The sequence below is a fragment of the Sphingomonas qilianensis genome (genome assembly GCF_039614825.1).
Lineage (GTDB): Bacteria > Pseudomonadota > Alphaproteobacteria > Sphingomonadales > Sphingomonadaceae > Sphingomonas > Sphingomonas qilianensis.
In genome coordinates this window covers 335,718-352,172 of sequence record NZ_JBDIMF010000001.1, presented here as the reverse complement: position 1 = coordinate 352,172, position 16,455 = coordinate 335,718, and the positions used below count along the sequence as shown (strand labels likewise).

15 protein-coding genes and 1 tRNA gene are annotated in these 16,455 nt (G+C 64.6%); 11 read left to right on the top strand and 5 right to left on the bottom strand.

Translation table 11 applies throughout. From position 1 onward, the window contains the following. Positions 1-51 precede the first annotated feature (51 nt). Positions 52-128 (top strand) — tRNA-Met (locus tag ABC969_RS01670). A 139-nt stretch (positions 129-267) separates the two neighbouring features. Further along, positions 268-573, top strand: coding sequence for a GIY-YIG nuclease family protein (locus ABC969_RS01665; RefSeq protein WP_345863787.1), 306 nt, complete (start codon positions 268-270; stop codon positions 571-573). Positions 574-707: 134 nt separating this feature from the next. Here ABC969_RS01665 and ABC969_RS01660 read toward each other — a convergent pair whose 3' ends face one another. Continuing rightward, on the bottom strand, positions 708-1,310 hold the full coding sequence (locus ABC969_RS01660; protein WP_345863786.1) for a peptidylprolyl isomerase: 603 nt from the start codon (positions 1,308-1,310) through the stop codon (positions 708-710). Between the two features lie 454 nt (positions 1,311-1,764). Here ABC969_RS01660 and trxB point away from each other — a divergent pair, with 454 nt between their 5' ends. Beyond that, positions 1,765-2,733 (top strand): thioredoxin-disulfide reductase, encoded by a 969-nt coding sequence (gene trxB, locus ABC969_RS01655; protein ID WP_345862523.1) that lies wholly within the window; start codon positions 1,765-1,767, stop codon positions 2,731-2,733. A gap of 53 nt (positions 2,734-2,786) precedes the next feature. On the opposite strand, the gene ABC969_RS01650 is transcribed toward trxB, so the two are convergent. Continuing rightward, entirely contained in the window at positions 2,787-3,059 is a 273-nt protein-coding gene (locus tag ABC969_RS01650) for an acyl carrier protein (protein ID WP_345862522.1), read from the bottom strand. 160 nt (positions 3,060-3,219) lie between these two features. Here ABC969_RS01650 and ABC969_RS01645 point away from each other — a divergent pair, with 160 nt between their 5' ends. The 5 genes from ABC969_RS01645 (at position 3,220) to ABC969_RS01625 (ending at position 10,775) form a co-directional block, all read left to right on the top strand. Continuing rightward, positions 3,220-4,713 (top strand): AMP-binding protein, encoded by a 1,494-nt coding sequence (locus tag ABC969_RS01645; protein ID WP_345862520.1) that lies wholly within the window; start codon positions 3,220-3,222, stop codon positions 4,711-4,713. 193 nt (positions 4,714-4,906) lie between these two features. Further along, positions 4,907-6,133 carry a pyridoxal-dependent decarboxylase, exosortase A system-associated gene (locus ABC969_RS01640; protein WP_345862519.1) on the top strand — a complete coding sequence of 409 codons (1,227 nt, stop codon included), beginning with the start codon at positions 4,907-4,909 and terminating at the stop codon, positions 6,131-6,133. Positions 6,134-6,461: 328 nt separating this feature from the next. Continuing rightward, positions 6,462-7,628: an ExeA family protein gene (locus ABC969_RS01635; protein ID WP_345863785.1), complete on the top strand. Its 1,167-nt coding sequence runs from the start codon at positions 6,462-6,464 to the stop codon at positions 7,626-7,628. A gap of 180 nt (positions 7,629-7,808) precedes the next feature. Continuing rightward, positions 7,809-9,695, top strand: a complete 1,887-nt coding sequence (gene asnB / locus ABC969_RS01630) for an asparagine synthase (glutamine-hydrolyzing) (RefSeq protein ID WP_345862518.1) — start codon at positions 7,809-7,811, stop codon at positions 9,693-9,695. A 123-nt stretch (positions 9,696-9,818) separates the two neighbouring features. Then, complete coding sequence (locus ABC969_RS01625; RefSeq protein WP_345862517.1) at positions 9,819-10,775, top strand: manganese catalase family protein; 957 nt, start codon at positions 9,819-9,821, stop codon at positions 10,773-10,775. 69 nt (positions 10,776-10,844) lie between these two features. Here the strand turns inward: ABC969_RS01625 and ABC969_RS01620 are convergent, their stop codons facing one another. Further along, positions 10,845-11,285 carry an MAPEG family protein gene (locus ABC969_RS01620; protein WP_345862515.1) on the bottom strand — a complete coding sequence of 147 codons (441 nt, stop codon included), beginning with the start codon at positions 11,283-11,285 and terminating at the stop codon, positions 10,845-10,847. Positions 11,286-11,428: 143 nt separating this feature from the next. Between ABC969_RS01620 and ABC969_RS01615 the strand changes: the two genes are divergently transcribed. Then, a complete protein-coding gene (locus tag ABC969_RS01615; RefSeq protein ID WP_345862512.1) occupies positions 11,429-12,739 on the top strand; it encodes a methyl-accepting chemotaxis protein in 1,311 nt (436 codons plus the stop codon). A gap of 18 nt (positions 12,740-12,757) precedes the next feature. Here the strand turns inward: ABC969_RS01615 and ABC969_RS01610 are convergent, their stop codons facing one another. Both ABC969_RS01610 and ABC969_RS01605 read right to left on the bottom strand, forming a co-directional pair. Next, positions 12,758-13,807, bottom strand: a complete 1,050-nt coding sequence (locus ABC969_RS01610; protein WP_345862510.1) for a 1,9-bis(guanidino)-5-aza-nonane synthase — start codon at positions 13,805-13,807, stop codon at positions 12,758-12,760. 107 nt (positions 13,808-13,914) lie between these two features. Next, positions 13,915-15,138 (bottom strand): type III PLP-dependent enzyme, encoded by a 1,224-nt coding sequence (locus tag ABC969_RS01605; RefSeq protein WP_345862508.1) that lies wholly within the window; start codon positions 15,136-15,138, stop codon positions 13,915-13,917. A 137-nt stretch (positions 15,139-15,275) separates the two neighbouring features. Here ABC969_RS01605 and ABC969_RS01600 point away from each other — a divergent pair, with 137 nt between their 5' ends. Both ABC969_RS01600 and ABC969_RS01595 read left to right on the top strand, forming a co-directional pair. After that, entirely contained in the window at positions 15,276-16,244 is a 969-nt protein-coding gene (locus ABC969_RS01600) for a threonine ammonia-lyase (protein ID WP_345862507.1), read from the top strand. 17 nt (positions 16,245-16,261) lie between these two features. Further along, a complete protein-coding gene (locus tag ABC969_RS01595) occupies positions 16,262-16,444 on the top strand; it encodes a hypothetical protein (protein WP_345862505.1) in 183 nt (60 codons plus the stop codon). Positions 16,445-16,455 lie beyond the last annotated feature (11 nt).

Genomic DNA, 16,455 nt, shown 5'->3' with positions numbered 1-16,455 from the left:
CGATAACCGCTTCCTATAGCCCGCGCCTCGCAAGCAACAACGGCTTGTCGTGGCGAAGTAGCTCAGCTGGTTAGAGCACGGGAATCATAATCCTGGGGTCGGGGGTTCAAGTCCCTCCTTCGCTACCATTCTTCTTCTGCGATCGATGTTTTGGCTCGGTCCCGTGGGCGGGACCAGACTGTCCCCAGACGGCGCAAAACCCCTCGATCCGCGACGAGCAGACCTCTCCTAACGTCACCCCGGGCTTGACCCGGGGTCCCGCTTCTAATTCTCTACCGCGATGGGAATCGCGGCGGCTGGGTATATATTATGGCCGATCGGTATCGTGGCGCCATGTATGTCGGCGTCACCGCCGATCTGGCGGCACGAATTAACCAGCATCGGGGGGGCGATGGGTCGGACTTCTGCCGGCGCTACGGCCTGCACCGGCTGGTCTGGGCCGACCATACACCATCGATCAACGATGCCATCGCGCACGAAAAACGTCTCAAACGCTGGCGGCGTGCGTGGAAGATCACCTTGATCGAACGGGGCAATCCCGAATGGCGAGACCTTTTCGACACGATTGCATAAGGCAAAAAGCGGGACCCCGGGTCAGGCCCGGGGTGACGAAGGGGTGGGCAGCCGCATACCTGCTGTCTGGGTTCGCTGCCCTCGGCTTGGACCGGAGCGACGGGCAAAAATATGCCCAATCCACCACCATCCCGTCACGGCAACCGCCGGGCACTCCGGATCAGGATCGGCGGCACGATCATCTGTCCCTTCATCATGCCCTCGCCCGCGGTGGCCGAGGTCGGCGCGTCGAGGATGCGCTGGATCACTTCCATCCCCTCCACCACATGCCCGAACGCGGCATAGCCGAGATTGTCGCCCGGCGCCGCGGGGTCGGCGTCGAGCGCCGGCTGATCGCCGACCATGATGGTGAAATCGCCGCTGGCCGTGCCGGGGGCATAACGCGCGATCGAGATCGTGCCGCTCAGATGCCTGATCCCGGTCTGCGTGGTCGGCTCGTGCTTGATCGGCGGCAGCACGCGCTTGGGCGCATTCTGCACGCCGAACTGGACGAAGCCGAACGCCGGCCCGCCCTTGGCGGTACGATAGAAGCCGATCCCGTCGAGCCGTTTCTGATCGACATATTTCAGGAAATTGGCGGTGGTGATCGGCGCGCGCTCTTTTTCCAGCGCGAGCACGATACGCCCCGCGGCGGTATCGAGCGCAACACGCACGGTGGCGGGGGGTGGGGGCACGGGCGGGGGCGGGGGCGCTAAGGTCGGTGCTGCCTGAGCGGCCATTGCCAGCGTGAAAATCATATTGAGCATCGTTTCCCACCCTATTGCCGTCATCCCGGACTTGGTCCGGGATCCACGTGCCGCACGATTGACAAGATGATGTGTGCGGCACGGCAGACCCCGGAACAAGTCCGGGGTGATGATCGGGGGTGAGGCGGCGCGCGAAAGAATGCTGTCCTACACGCCGCGCACCAATTATTCTCAGCACAATGCCGATCGATCCCGCCCCATGCCCCGCTACGGCCAATGTTGAGACGCCCCCCGAAAAACCGCGCCAGCGTCTCAACATTGTCAACATTCGCGCGGGTCGCTCACACGGAATCAGTCACTTAACCAGCGCAAGTCCCACCACCCCGAGGCGCGAATCGCCCGCCCGTCGCACGGCGCGGCGCTTTAACCTTGGCCCCGCCGCTCCCATGTTGCTGCCAACCCCACCGCGCCCTAGAAGCGCCGCTTCGTTACCACGGAAATGTTCATGACCACGCACAAGACCAAGATGCTCATCCTCGGCTCCGGCCCGGCCGGCCTGTCCGCCGCCATTTATGCCGCGCGTGCGGGCATGGAGCCGATCGTCGTGCAGGGCATCCAGCCGGGCGGTCAGCTCACCACCACCACCGATGTCGAGAATTATCCCGGCTTCCGTGAGGTTATCCAGGGCCCGTGGCTGATGCAGGAGATGCAGGCGCAGGCCGAGCATGTCGGCACGCGCATGATGTGGGATACGATCGTCGAGGTCGATGTCAGCCGCCGGCCGTTCCGCCTGATCGGCGATGGCGGCGACGTGTATGAAGGCGACACGTTGGTCATCGCCACCGGCGCGCAGGCCAAATGGCTTGGCCTCGACAGCGAGGAGGCTTTGAAGGGCAAGGGCGTCAGCGCCTGCGCCACGTGCGACGGCTTCTTCTATCGTGGCAAGAAGGTCGCCGTGATCGGCGGCGGCAATACCGCGGTGGAGGAGGCGCTGTACCTCACCAACCATTCGCCCGATGTGGTGCTGATCCACCGTCGCGACAGTTTCCGCGCCGAGAAGATCCTGCAGGAGCGGCTGTTCGCGCATAAGGGCGTGACCGTGCTGTGGAACAAGGAAGTCGTCGAATTCGTCGATGGCGGCGGCACCAGCGGCCTTGTCGCGCTGGAGTTGCGCGATACCGTGACGGGCGAAATGTCGCGCGTCGATGTCGAGGGCGGGTTCGTCGCCATCGGCCACCATCCGGCGACCGAGCTGTTCCGTGGCCACATCGCGCTCGACGAGGATCATTATATCGCCGTCGAGCCGGGCAGCACGCGCACCAGCGTGCCCGGCGTGTTCGCCTGCGGCGATGTGATGGACAAGGTCTACCGTCAGGCGGTCACCGCGGCGGGCACCGGCTGCATGGCCGCGCTCGATGCCGAGCGCTTCCTCGCGGCGGCGGAGTTCGATCATCTCGCCGTCGCGGCGGAGTAATCGGCGGGATTGGCTTGGCGTCCGGCCCGCATCGGGGCGGGCGCCAGCGCGGGCTAGTGGATCGCCTTGGCGCCCGCAAAGCGCACCAGCGCGCCGAAGCTTTCGAGCATTTCGCCATCCACCTCATCGTCTTCGATCAGGATGGCGAGCCGCTCTTCCAGCTCGGTCAGCAGGCCCGCAACTGCCATCGAATCGAGTTCGGGCAGCGCGCCGAACAACGGGGTTTCGCTGCGAAATGCATCGACGCGGTCTTGCGACAGGCCAAGCACGTCACGGAGCACGGCGCGCACGGTGGCGTCGATCTGGTCGATATCGTCTGGCAGCAAGTGGGTAACCCTTAATGATGCGGCGCTTTTCCGAATCGCCGTTAGAGCCTGGCGAGGTGGATGCCAAGGCTTGCGGTCGCGGTGCAGCAGGCTGTGCGTCGCCATCGGTCGTTTGCCGACGACGGCTTGGATTGTCGCGGATCATGCGTATCAAGGCCGCATGATCCCGCTAGATCCCCTGCCGCTGCCCATCGACCATCTGCCGCGCCGCGGCACCGCGACCGACATTGCGGTGCTCGACAAGGCCGGAAGCCTCGATTTCGCAGCGCTTGAGGCGCTGGTCGGGCGTACCGCGGCATGGCTCGCCGGGCTCGGTCTGCCGCCGGGGGCGCGTATCGCCTCCTGGCTGCCCAAGACGCGGATCGCCTGTGTGCTGCCAATGGCGGTCCCCCGCGCCGGATTGATCCATGTGCCGATCAATCCGATGCTCAAGCGCACCCAGGTCGCGCATATCCTCGCCGATAGCGGCGCGTCGATCCTGGTGTCGCAAGCGGGGCGGGCAACGACGCTGGAGACGGGTGACGTGCCGGCGGGGTGCCAGGTGATGCTTGAGGAGCATATCGTTTCGGACGATATGCTCCCGCCCTCGTCGTCCGATCCTGCCGCTTTGGCCGCGATCCTGTATACATCCGGATCCACCGGGCGGCCCAAGGGCGTGATGCTAAGCCATGCCAATCTGTGGCTCGGGGCGATTTCGGTCGCGCATTATCTCAAGCTGACGCCGATGGATCGCGTGCTCGGCGTGCTGCCGCTGAGCTTCGATTACGGGCAGAACCAGCTTTTCTCCACTTGGGCGGCGGGCGCTTGCTATGCGCCGCTCGATTATCTCACTGCCCGCGACGTCGTGAAAGCGGTCGAGCGTGTCGAGGCGACCACGCTGGCCGGTGTTCCGCCGCTGTGGCTGCAACTGCTGGAGACGGACTGGCCCGCGCAGACCGCGGCCCGCCTGCGCCGCCTGACCAATTCGGGTGGCGCCCTGACGCCCCGGCTCATTGGCCGGATGCGGGAACGCTTTCCGGTGGCAGACCTGTATCCGATGTACGGGCTGACCGAGGCGTTCCGCTCGACTTATCTGGCGCCGCATCTGGTGGCGGCGCATCCCGATGCGATGGGTCAAGCGATCCCCTTTGCCGACGTGATGGTCGCGCGGGCGGATGGATCGCGCGCCAGCCCCGGCGAGGCGGGCGAGCTGGTCCATGCCGGCCCATTGGTTGCGCAAGGCTATTGGCGCGATGCCGAGCGGACGGCGGCGCGATTTCGCGATGCGCCGGTTTGGGCAACGATGGGTGGCAAGGCGGTGTGGTCCGGCGACACGGTGATCGAGGGAACGGACGGGCTGTTTCGTTTTGTCGGGCGTGATGACGAGATGATCAAATCCGCCGGCAACCGAATCAGCCCCACCGAGATCGAGGAAGCTGTGCTGGCCGGCGGCGAAGTGGCCGAGGCAGTGGCCTTGGGAGTGCCCGATCCGCGACTTGGGCAGGCCATCGTCGTCGTGGCGCGTGGGGACGGCACGGCCGAGGACGCGCTACGCGCGCGGTTGCGGCGCGAACTGCCGAGCTTCATGCAACCCGGGCGGTATGTGTGGCGGGCGGAGCTGCCACGTAATGCCAATGGCAAGCTCGATCGCGCTGTTTTGAAAGGAGAAGTTTAGTGATCGGCGATATGGTTATGGGCGGCGGCGCAGAACCGTTGGCGCCGCGATGCGGAGTTGCCGAGCGCGCGCGCGCCGGGCGCCTGGATCGTGTAACCAAGCTGCACGCAATGGTCGGCGGCAGGTTATTTGGCGCCAGCTTGGCAAGAACCCGCTATCGCACTGCGATCGTCGCGACGGCTGGGTTGGCGACATGAAGCCGATGGGGACCATCCCGGCCGCGTTTTCGGGCGAGGGACCACTAATGATTGGTGGTCGTTCGGCGGATGCCTGGGCGGCGGAAGGCGATACGCCGCTGTTCGTTTATGATCTTGAGGTAGTGGCGGCGCAGGCCGCGGCGCTGCGATCGGCACTGCCCGGCGTGGACATCCATTATGCCATCAAAGCCAATCCGCTCCCTGTTATGGTGGCGGCGGTGGCGCCGTTGTTCCATGGCCTCGATGTCGCATCGGGCGGCGAACTGGCCATTGCGTTGAAAAGCAAGGCGGCATCATCGATCAGCTTTGCCGGGCCGGGCAAGAAGGATCGGGAACTCGAGGCGGCGATCCGTGCCGGGGCAACAATCAACCTGGAATCGTCCGGCGAGTGCGATCGGGCGCTGGCGGCGGGCGCGCGACTTGGCGTGCCGCCCCGGCTGGCGGTACGGGTCAACCCCGATTTTGAGCTTCGTGGCTCGGGCATGAAGATGGGCGGGCGCGCCTCGCCGTTTGGCATCGATGCCGGCGCGGCGGCCGGTGTGGTGGTGCGATTGCGCGCCGCTGGCGCGGATTGGCGCGGCTGGCACATTTTTGCCGGGTCGCAATCGCTCGATAGCGCCGCCATCATTGAGACGCAGGCGGCGACCATCGCGCTGGCGGCGCGATTGTCCGAAGAGGTCGGCGCTCCGCCACCGCTGGTAAATCTCGGCGGCGGGTTCGGCATTCCCTATTTTGCCGGTGACACGCCGATTGACCTGACGGCGATCGGCGCGGGGTTGGCGTCGGCGCTGCAGGCGCGTGCGGCCATCTTGGCTGACGCGAGGTTCGCGATCGAGCTCGGGCGCTACATCGTCGGCGAATGCGGCGTGTATCTGACACGGGTGATCGAGCGCAAAGAAAGCCGGGGGGAGACATTCCTCGTCGTCGATGGCGGGCTGCATCATCAATTGGCCGCATCGGGCAATTTCGGCACCGTGGTGAAGCGCAATTATCCGGTAGCGGTCGCGACTGCCGTTGCCGGCACCCCGACGGAGACCGTCAGTATCGTCGGTTGCCTGTGCACCCCACTCGACCGGCTTGCCGACCGGGTCACGCTCCCCGTCGCGCGCCCGGGCGATCTGATCGCGGTATTCCTCGCCGGTGCCTATGGACTGTCCGCGAGCCCTATCGGCTTTCTCGGTCACCCCCGGCCGCTCGAACTGATCGCTGCTCGGCGGTCCTGACGCTTGCTGAGCTCGAGCGCAGCGTGACCAGAATCTTGAGCAGATCGGCCAACAACACTATGTGTTTGCCAATCATTGTGAAAACGGCTTGTACCAAAGCTGGTCATCAAATCAGTCAGTACGACTGACTATAATAGCGTAATTTGGCAGGACCGGCCCCACGGCGTCGCTCGGCATCCTATAATTTTATGCGACAGTGCGAATAGGATCAGGCTTCGGCCCGCGCCCGGTCGGGGTCGCGACAGCGTCGCAATCGGTGAGCGTTTGCTTGATTCGTGATCTTAACAAGTCGGCGTGGCATGGCCCCCGCCTGCGCAAGGTGGTGACGATGTACGACGACCATTATGGATTGAGCGGTCGCCCGTTCCAGCTAACGCCGGACCCGCGCTTCTGGTTCGAAACGGCCACGCACCGCAAGGCGATGGCGTATCTGGGCTACGGGTTAAGCCAGGGCGAGGGCTTTATCGTCATCACCGGTGATGTCGGCGCGGGCAAGACCACCTTGGTCGGCCATCTGATGGCAACCATCGATCGTGAGCGGCTGCACGTCATCAAGATTGTTTCGACGCAGATCGAGGCGGATGATCTGCTGCGGTTGTGCGCCGGCGGGCTCGGCATCGAGACGGCAACGCTGACCAAATCGCACTTGCTTACCGCGATCGAGCGCGCGCTGCACGCGATGGCGCGCGCGGGCAAGCGCACCCTGTTGATCGTCGATGAAGCGCAGGCGCTGCCGGTATCAAGCCTCGAAGAACTGCGCATGCTCTCCAATTTCCAGGCCGGCGGCCAGGCGCTGCTGCAGATATTGCTGCTCGGTCAGCCCGAATTTCGCGAACGCCTGCACGGTTCGGATCGGCTCGAGCAATTGCGCCAGCGCGTTATCGCGATGCATCATCTTGATCCGATGGCTGCCGAGGAAGTGCAGCCCTATATGGTGCATCGCTTGTCGCTGGTCGGCTGGCGGGGCAATCCACACTTTACCGAAGATGCCTATCGCGCATTCTATGAGGCCTCGGCCGGCGTGCCGCGCCGGCTCAACCAATTGGTCGCGCGCGTGCTGCTGTTTGGGGCGGTCGAGCAGATCGAGGTCATCGATCGCAAGGTGATCGAGGCGGTCCTGGCCGAGATTGCCGGGCATGCCCGCCCGCCGCTCGCGCCGGTGATGCGCGAAACGCCCCCGCCATCGCCGCCAGCCGCGTCGACCGACACGTCGAGGCGGGCCGCGGACGTTCCTTTGCCAGGGCAGGGGCCACGGCCGCTATTCCCTGCTCCGCCGCCCAGCGAACCGCCATCGGTTCACGCGACTCCAGCACGCGTCCCTGCACCCGAGCCGGCGGGCAACGAATCCGCCCTGATCGAGCGTATCGCGGCGCTCGAAGCACGGATCGCCGAGCAGGAAGCAGCGCTGCGCCGCGTGTTGACGCTGCTGGTCCACTGGGTGGAGGTAGACTTGCGCCCCGATGCCAAGGCGGTGCGCGCCGTCGCGGCGGGCTGATCGAGCGGCATCCGCGCTCCTTCGATAACTGAATGCAGGTTGGCGCGTTTGGGCATGTCATGCTTGTTTCCCGCGTCCGGCGCGGTCATTAGCCCAACCGATGATGGCGCGGTGCGGCTGACGGCGCTGGCATTCCGGAGCGCGTTCGGGATGACGATGGCTAGTGCTGGAACCTGATCAATGAGCGGCCTTGCCGGTCTTTACTATCCCGCCACACCCAAACCGGTCGACCCGGCGAGGATTCGTGCGATGGCCGATGCGCAGGCGCATCGCGGGCCGGATGGATCGGGCGTGTGGACCGCGCCGGGGGTCGGGCTCGGCCATCGTCGCTTGGCGATCATCGACCTTGCCGGATCGCCGCAACCCATGTCCAGCGCGGATGGCGCGTTGACCGTCACGTGCGATGGCGAGATCTATAATTACATCGCGCTGCGGGCGGAATTGCAGGCGCGCGGCGCGGTGTTCGCCACCACCGGCGATACCGAGGTGTTGTTGCACGGTTGGACGCTATGGGGCCCGGCAATGCTTGATCGGCTCAATGGCGAAATCGCCTTCGCGCTGCATGACAGCCGTCGCCAGTGCTTGTTCCTGGCGCGCGACCGACTGGGCGTAAAGCCGCTCCATTATGCCGAGCTATCCGATGGCGCAGTCGCCTTTTCGTCTGAACTCAAGGGTTTGCTCGCGCATCCTCTGCTGCGGCGCGAACCCGATATCCGCGCGATCGAAGATTATATGGCCTTGGGGTACGTGCCGGATGACGCGTGCATCGTCGCCGGGGTCCGCAAGCTCGCTGCCGGCCATGCGCTGCTGATCGAACGCGGCAAACCGGTGCCGGCGCCATCGCGCTGGTGGGGCGCGGATTTCTCCAACCGCGCCACCGGATCGGCCAAGGCGCTGGAGGAGGAACTCGTCTCGTTGCTGCGCGATGCGGTGCGATCGCGGATGGTCGCGGACGTGCCGCTGGGGGCGTTGCTGTCCGGCGGCGTCGATAGCGCAGCGGTGGTCGCGTTGATGGCCGAGGCGTCGTCCAAGGCCGTCAAGACCTGCACGGTCGGGTATGGCAGGGCGGGGCATGATGAGCGTAGCCACGCCGCGCAGGTGGCACGGCGCTTTGCCACCGATCACCGCGCGCGCGTTGTCGCGGCGGATGACGTCGCGCTGATCGATCCATTGGTCACAGCGTTCGACGAACCGTTTGCCGATGCCTCGGCGCTGGCCATTTACCGTCTGTGTGAGCTGGCACGCGAGGAGATGACGGTTGCGTTGTCGGGCGATGGCGCGGATGAGGGCTTTGCCGGGCATCGTCGCTATCGCTTCCAACGGGCCGAGGAGCGGGTCCGCGCGCTACTGCCAGCGGCGCTGCGGGTGCGCGTGTTCGGCGCGCTTGGTCGGCATTACCCCAAGGCCGATTGGGCGCCGCCGCCGCTCCGCGCCAGATCCACCTTGCTGGCGCTGGCCGAAGACGGCGCTGAGGCTTATGCCCATGCGGTAGGGGTCACCACGCCGGCGCTGCGCGCGCGGCTGTTCTCCGATGCGGCGAAGCGCGCGCTGGGCGGCCATCGGGCCGAGGATCGCTATGTCCGCAGCATGCACGACGCGCCGGCGCGCGACGCGCTCGATCGCGCGCAATATGCCGATTTTCAGCATTGGCTGCCCGGCAACGTTCTTGCCAAGGCCGACCGCACGAGCATGGCGGTGAGCTTGGCAGCGCGCGCGCCGCTGCTCGATCATCGTCTGATCGAATTCGCCCAGCGGCTGCCGGTGTCGATGCGCGTGCGCCGCGGGCAGGGCAATTGGCTTCTGAAGCAGAGCATGGCTTGCTATCTGCCCGCCGACATCCCGCAGCGGGGCCAGAAGGGCTTTGTTACGCCGATCAGCGCGTGGTTCCGGGGGCCGCTGGCGGGCGAAGCAGCCGCGTTAACCAAGTCGCGTATTCTCTCCAACTGGTTCGATCCGTCCGTCATCGCAACGTTGGCGGCTGACCACCGTGCCGGCCATGGCGATCATGGGCATACGCTGTGGCAATTGGTCATGCTCGATCGCGCCACGCGCCGCATTTTTGGCTGATCTCGCTCAGCTCGAATTGCGAAACAGCCAAATCACGCTGATCTAGGTCAGTAGTGGCGCCGGTGGCAGGAACGTAACGGCCGTCGGCCGGTTGGGACATTCGAGCTTCACGGAGATTTTACCATGTTCATGCACAATAAGCGGTTACAATATACCGTTCGCGTTTCGGAACCAAATCCGCATCTTGCAACAATGATGCTTGAGCAGTTCGGCGGGGCCGATGGCGAATTGGCCGCGGCAATGCGCTATTTCACGCAAGGGCTTGGCGAAGACGATGCGGGTCGCAAGGATTTGCTGCTCGATATCGCCACGGAAGAATTGAGCCACCTCGAAGTGATCGGTTCGATCGTCGCCATGCTCAACAAGGGCGTGAAAGCGCAATTGTCCGAAGCGGCCAAGAATGAAGTCGAGCTGTATCGCATGATCGGTGCATCGGGCAGTTCCGCCAAGGGCGCGTTGCTGTTCGGCGGCGGCCCGGCGCTGTGCGACTCCGCAGGCGTGCCATGGACCGCCGCCTATATCGACAGCCGCGGTGAACCGACTGCAGATTTGCGTTCAAATATCGCGGCCGAGGCGCGCGCCAAGATCGTTTACGAACGTCTGATCGCGATCACGGACGATCCCGGCATCAAGGACGCCTTGGGCTTCCTGATGACGCGCGAAGTGGCGCATCAGAAGTCATTTGAAAAGGCGTTGTACGCGATCGAGAACAACTTCCCGACCGGCAAGCTGCCGGCGATCGAGAAATATGCCAACATTTACGTTAACACCTCGCAGGGTGAGGGCGACATGGAAGGCCCGTGGAATTCGGGCGATCAGTGGCAGCGCATCGACGATCTGGCCGAGACCATGCCGATCGACGGCGGTGACGGCACGGCGACCGTCGGGCTGGACAGTGACGACACCAAGGTTGCGGCGCAATTGGCAGCACGCACCATGTCCGATCCGACGAGCGATCCGCGCACTGGTGTTGATCTCGGTGCCGGTCCCGGCGCTGGCTTGACCAGCGATGGCGATCAGGGCGGTGCTGCGGACATCGACGATGCCGTGGCCATGGCCGATAAGATGACCGTCAAGTAATCATTTGGGCGCGAACCCGAAAGATCGACGGCATGGCGGCGCGGGCGAGAGTCCGCGCCGTTAGTTGTGTCAGCCGCTATGCGTCTGGAAAACGGCCATCGCGGCGTGGAGCGTTAGCGCGACCAGGGCGAGTGACGAGCCGAGGAACAACGCGAAGCGCACCGATACCTTGTTGATCATGGCCTGCCAGATGCTGTGCGCGATGCGCAGCGCGACATAAGCCCAGGCGATCCAAGCATTGATGCCGTTGCCCGTGCCGGTCAACGCGATGATCAGGCACACGGCATAGAACAACGTAGGTTGTTCCATCAGATGATTGTAATTATGCGCCTTCCACTGCACTTCGCGGGGTAGTGCCTGGTCGGCATCGGCCGGTTTGGAACCGACCAGTCGACCTAGATCAACGCCGGCTGCTTTCATCGCTGGTAGTCGTGTTGCCATCGTCCACAGCAGCATTAGGAGTGTCCAGGCGATCAAGGCTACCATTGGCTTCAAGATTTCGCTGTGCATGTCGCTCCCCTTTTCGCCGCGCTTTCCGAACGTGTTTTAACTTGGTTGATCATGATCGGGCGCGCCAGATAAAATGACGTTGGTCATCAAACCGTCATCAAAGCCAAACCCGCCGTTAACTCTGTGCGGCATAAACGACCCCCATGAAATTCGACCCCGCTGTCCTGCGCCCCACCTCTTTGCCATCGCTGGGCACGGGGAGCGGCCGTTTCGCCACGGTCCAGCATGGCGCGGCATTGTCAGCGGTGATCGAGATGTTCCGCCGGCATCCCGATATGCGCTCCTTACCCGTAATCGCCACCGACGGCCGTCCCGTCGGCATCATTCGCGAGCTCGATGTGCGGGGGATATTGTTCAATCCCTACGGCCACGCGCTGATGCAAAACCCGGCCATCGGTGGATCGCTGCATACCTTGGTGCGACCATGCCCCAGCGCGGATAAGGGGCTGTCGGTTCAGCGTTTGCTGAGCATCTATGCAGAATCGGGCAGCGATGATGGGTTGATCCTGACGCGCCATGGCGTTTTTCACGAGATCATCGACCACCGTGATTATGTGCGCCTCGCCGCCGATCGCGATCTCGCCTTGGCGAGTGAGCGGGTGGCGCGCGCCGAGCGTCTGGATATCGCCAGCCGCGCGTTCACCGCCGATATCGCGGCGCTATCGAGCGAACTGAGCGGCGTCGCCGCCACGGTGCAGCAGGTTGCACGGCAACTGTCCGGGCGCGCCGAGGATACCAGCCAGGAAGCCACCTCCGTTGCCATTGCGCAAGGCCAGACGGCCGACGCGATGGATGACATTGCCCGCGGCGGGCGGCGACTGGCTACCTCGCTCGATGGAATCGTCGCGCAGACCGCCGAGGCGCGGCGGATTCGGCGCGATGCGCAAAGCGCTGTCGGAACGGCGGGCGCACGAATGGTTGCGCTGAGCACCACCGCGCAATCAATCAACGATATGCTGGCGCTTATCCAGCGGATTGCTGCGCAGACCAATATGCTCGCGCTGAATGCCAGTATCGAGGCCGCGCGCGCGGGCGAGGCCGGGCGTGGCTTCGCCGTGGTCGCCAACGAGGTGAAGATGCTCGCCATGCAGACGAGCGTCGCGGCGCGCGATATTGCGGGCCATGTCACGCAAGTGCACGGTGTGCTTGATCATGTCGTTGATGGGCATCGCGGCATCGAGCAGGCGATTGCCGCTATCGCGGACATTTCGTTGCTGATCGATCAGGCGCTCGATCAGCAGCACGATGCCACACGGATCATCGCCGCAAGCGTCGATCAGTCGGTCGAGGCGGGCGCCGATATGGTGATGCGGATTCGCCAGATCAGTGAAGGCGCGACCGCCATCGGCGGCGATGCCGAAGCGCTGCACGCCATGTCGCATACGCTGGCTGGCTCAGCCGCGCGGCTGCACCAGCGGGCGGCGACCTTTGTGGAGGTCGCCGCCGCTCAGTGATAAGCCAAACTTGCGTGATCAGTCGAAGCTGGCACCCCAGCGACGCTTGACGCGGTTTTTCCACAAGCCGCGATGATACGCGTCCGATGCCAGCAGCGGCATCACGCTGCCTGCCTCGGCAAACACCATCTGCTCGATGCCGGTGTTCACCTTGCCCCACGAGGCCGCTTCCTGCAGCGTCGATGATGAGCAGGCGCCATCGCGCACGTCGGCGACGGTTATCTGCACGGCGTACTTGTGCACCTGAACGTCGTCATGGCCGAGGATTTCGGCGCAGACCACGGTGTCTTGGATGAAGTTCTTGGGCACGCCGCCGCCGATCATCAGCAGGCCCGTCGTGCCCGCCTTGATCTTGATCTCGGTAAGCTCCCGGAAATCGGCGATCGCGTCGAGCACCATGTAAGGCTTGCCCGCCTTCACGGCATCGACCTGATGCTTGACGAGGCCGAACCCTGCCGAGCTGTCGACGAATGCGGGGCAGAAGATCGGCACGTCATGCTCGTAGGCGAGCTTGACGAGGCTGTTCTCCTTTTTGCCGTGCTGCGTGAGATACTTGCCCATCTCACGGATGAACTCGCGGCTCGAATATGGCCGTGGCTCAAGCGTCTCGGCGATCTCGAAGATCGTGTGATCGACGTGCTGGAGCTGCTCTTCGTCGATATAGGTGTCGTAGATCCTGTCGATCAGCAGCGACCGCAGCGTATCATCATCCGGCACTTCCAATGCCTGATAATGCTTGTGGCCGAGGCCCTCGAAGAAATCCATGTCGACGATCGTGGCGCCGGTGGCGACGATGCCGTCGATCATGTTGTTGCGCAGCAGCTCGGCATACAGATCCATGCAGCCACCGGCCGAGGTCGAGCCGGCGATGACGAGGAAGATCGAGCAATCGGGATCGGCCAGCATCTGGTTGTAGATGTCGGTCGCGCGGCCGAGGTCGCGGCTGGTGAAGCTCATCTTTTTCATCGCGTCGACGATCGGGCGCGCGTCGAAGCTGGTGATGTCGATATGCTCGACCGGCGTCGAGAGCAGTTCCGCCTTGCGGTTGGAGAGTGTGGTTTCGGTCATGGGAGTTCCGTCTTCAAGAGCCGCCGTCGTTGAGGGGACGCGGGAACCCGTGAACGGGCGGCCCAGTGCTGGGCCGCCCGGTATTCGTAAAGCTTAGGAGACGCCTGTTACAGCGTAACGACGTTCGACGCGACCTCGTCTTCGGCATCGAGGTACAGCGACACCATCGGTTCGTCCTGCATGATCACCGTCTCGTCCGAGCCGAAGCCATTGAACGCGGTGCGCATCGCGCAGCCATAGGCACCGAGCATGCCGATTTCGATATAATCGCCGGCGCCGGTATCGGCGGGCAGCATGAAGGGACCGACCATGTGATCCATATCGTCGCAGGTCGGCCCGTAAAAGCTGAACGCCATATCGCGCGCGCGGCTGTCGGGCTCGCGCAGCAGCTGCACCGGGAAGCGCCAGCCGATATGCGCGGCATCGAACAACGCGCCGTAAGCGCCATCGTTGATGTACAATTCGTCGCCGCGGCGTCGTTCGACGCGCACGATCAACGAGCTGTATTCAGCGCACAACGCACGGCCCGGTTCAGCCCACAATTCAGACGAATAGCTGACCGGCAGCGATTCGAACGCACGGTGGATCGTCTCGAAATAGCGCTCCAGCGGGGGCGGTTCCATGCCCGGATAGGATGACGGAAAACCACCACCGACGTCGATCACGTCGACCGTGACCGCCGCTTCGACGATCGCCGCGCGGACGCGCTCCAGCGCGTTGGCATACGCCTCCGGCGTCATGGCCTGCGAGCCGACATGGAAGCAGATGCCCAGCGCATCCGCCGCCTGGCGCGCGGCGAACAAAAGCTCCTTGGTCTCGTGCGGCGCGGCGCCGAACTTCGAGGCCAGGCTGAGCATGGAATGCTCCGACGATACGCGCAGGCGAACGCACAGCGTCAGATCCTCCGCGTACCGCGTGGCGATCTGGATCTTTTCCAGTTCCTCGAGCGAGTCGAGGCTGAAGGTGCGGCAGCCGTGCGTGAAATACGCTTCTTCGATTGCTTCCGACGCTTTCACCGGATGCATGAAGCACAGCGTCGCCTCGGGCAGCGTGCGCGCCACGAGCCGTACCTCGCCAATCGAGGCAACGTCGTAATGCGTAATGCCGTTGTCCCACAGAACCTGCAGCAGGCCCGGCGAGGGATTGGCCTTCACGGCATAGAGCGACCGGCCCGGAAACTTCTCGACGAAGAAGCGGGCGGCGCGCGCCGCGGCGTGCGGGCGAATCAGGGTCACCGGCTGGACCGGCTTGGTGTTGGCGATCTCGATGACCGAGCGGGACCCGGTCGAATGGGTGGTCGCTAACCCCAGCGCGTTATGATGCTTGTGCAATTCAAGGGACCTCCAATGTCCGTAGACAAGTTCACGAAACACTGCCTTGCGGTTGGAAGTCCCATGGGGCAGCGGAAGGGCGAAATAGGGTCGTGCTTCGGCGATGTAAAGCGGTAATGGACCCCCGGAGGCAAAAAGTGACATTTATAAGACAGCCGACGCGCGCCGGGGTGCGCGATGCCACCGCCAAGATCGCCGCGGTGGTCCCGGTAAGCCCATTATTAACCTGCGAAATCAACGGTATAAAGATCGCTTTCAAGTGCGAGTGTGTGCAACCCGTTGGCGCGTTCAAGCTGCGCGGTGCATGGCATCGGCTCACCGCGATTGACCCGGAACAGCGCCGCAAAGGCGTTGTCGCCTTCTCCTCGGGCAATCATGCGCAGGGCGTGGCCTGGGCGGCCAAGCGGCTGGGCATGCCCGCGGTGATCGTCATGCCGGCCGATGCGCCCGTGTCGAAACGCGACGGTACGCTCGCCTTGGGGGCCGAAATCGTCAGTTACGATCGCGCCACCGAAAGCCGCGAATCGATCGCCGCGCAGCTCGCCGCGGCGCGCGGCGCGGTGCTGGTGCCGAGCTTCGATGATCCCTGGGTGATCGAGGGGCAGGGCAGCGCCGGGATCGAGGCGGCGGCGCAGATGGACGCACTGGGGCTGGGGCCGGTGGTGCACGCCGTGGTGCCATGCGGCGGCGGGGGGCTGGCGGCGGGGATTGCGCTGGGCCTGCCGGATGCCGCGATCACCGTGGTCGAGCCGGCAGGCTGGGACGATATGCGCCGCTCGCTCGAGGCGGGGTGGATCGAACCGGTCGAGCCCAATCCCCCGCCGACGGCGTGCGACGCGTTGCAGACGATTCGCGTCTCGCCGCTGACCTTCGATGTGCTGGCGCGGCGCGACGCGCGCGGCGTGGCGGTCAGCGAGGCGGAGATTCGCACCGCGCAACGCTGGGCGGCGGAGCGCTTGCGGCTGGTGGTCGAGCCGGGCGGGGCGGTGGCGCTGGCGGCGCTGCTGGCGGGCAAGGTCGCGCCGCATGCCGGGATGCTGGTGGTGTTGTCCGGCGGCAATGTCGATCGCCTGGCCTATGGCCGGGTGCTGGCCGGCGCGGATTGATCGGCTAAGGGGGCGTCATGAACACGGACACACTCACCGGGATCGGTGCCGCCGCGCCTGCCATTGCCATGCTTGGCGTGTTCGCCTGTGTGGTGGGCGGCGTGTATCTGCTGGCCACGGGGCGCGAGCGCAAACGCGCGGTGCTGATGCTGGTGATGGCGGGTGTGTTGCTCGCCAACGTGCTGATCTGGACGATGTGACGCGCGTTGGC

Coding starts and splice junctions, on each gene's coding strand:
- ABC969_RS01660 (WP_345863786.1), bottom strand. CDS start 1,310: ATGATTTTCACGCTGGCAATGGCCGCTCAGGCAGCACCGACCTTAGCG.
- trxB (WP_345862523.1), top strand. CDS start 1,765: ATGACCACGCACAAGACCAAGATGCTCATCCTCGGCTCCGGCCCGGCC.
- ABC969_RS01645 (WP_345862520.1), top strand. CDS start 3,220: ATGATCCCGCTAGATCCCCTGCCGCTGCCCATCGACCATCTGCCGCGC.
- ABC969_RS01640 (WP_345862519.1), top strand. CDS start 4,907: ATGAAGCCGATGGGGACCATCCCGGCCGCGTTTTCGGGCGAGGGACCA.
- ABC969_RS01635 (WP_345863785.1), top strand. CDS start 6,462: ATGTACGACGACCATTATGGATTGAGCGGTCGCCCGTTCCAGCTAACG.
- asnB (WP_345862518.1), top strand. CDS start 7,809: ATGAGCGGCCTTGCCGGTCTTTACTATCCCGCCACACCCAAACCGGTC.
- ABC969_RS01625 (WP_345862517.1), top strand. CDS start 9,819: ATGTTCATGCACAATAAGCGGTTACAATATACCGTTCGCGTTTCGGAA.
- ABC969_RS01620 (WP_345862515.1), bottom strand. CDS start 11,285: ATGCACAGCGAAATCTTGAAGCCAATGGTAGCCTTGATCGCCTGGACA.
- ABC969_RS01615 (WP_345862512.1), top strand. CDS start 11,429: ATGAAATTCGACCCCGCTGTCCTGCGCCCCACCTCTTTGCCATCGCTG.
- ABC969_RS01610 (WP_345862510.1), bottom strand. CDS start 13,807: ATGACCGAAACCACACTCTCCAACCGCAAGGCGGAACTGCTCTCGACG.
- ABC969_RS01595 (WP_345862505.1), top strand. CDS start 16,262: ATGAACACGGACACACTCACCGGGATCGGTGCCGCCGCGCCTGCCATT.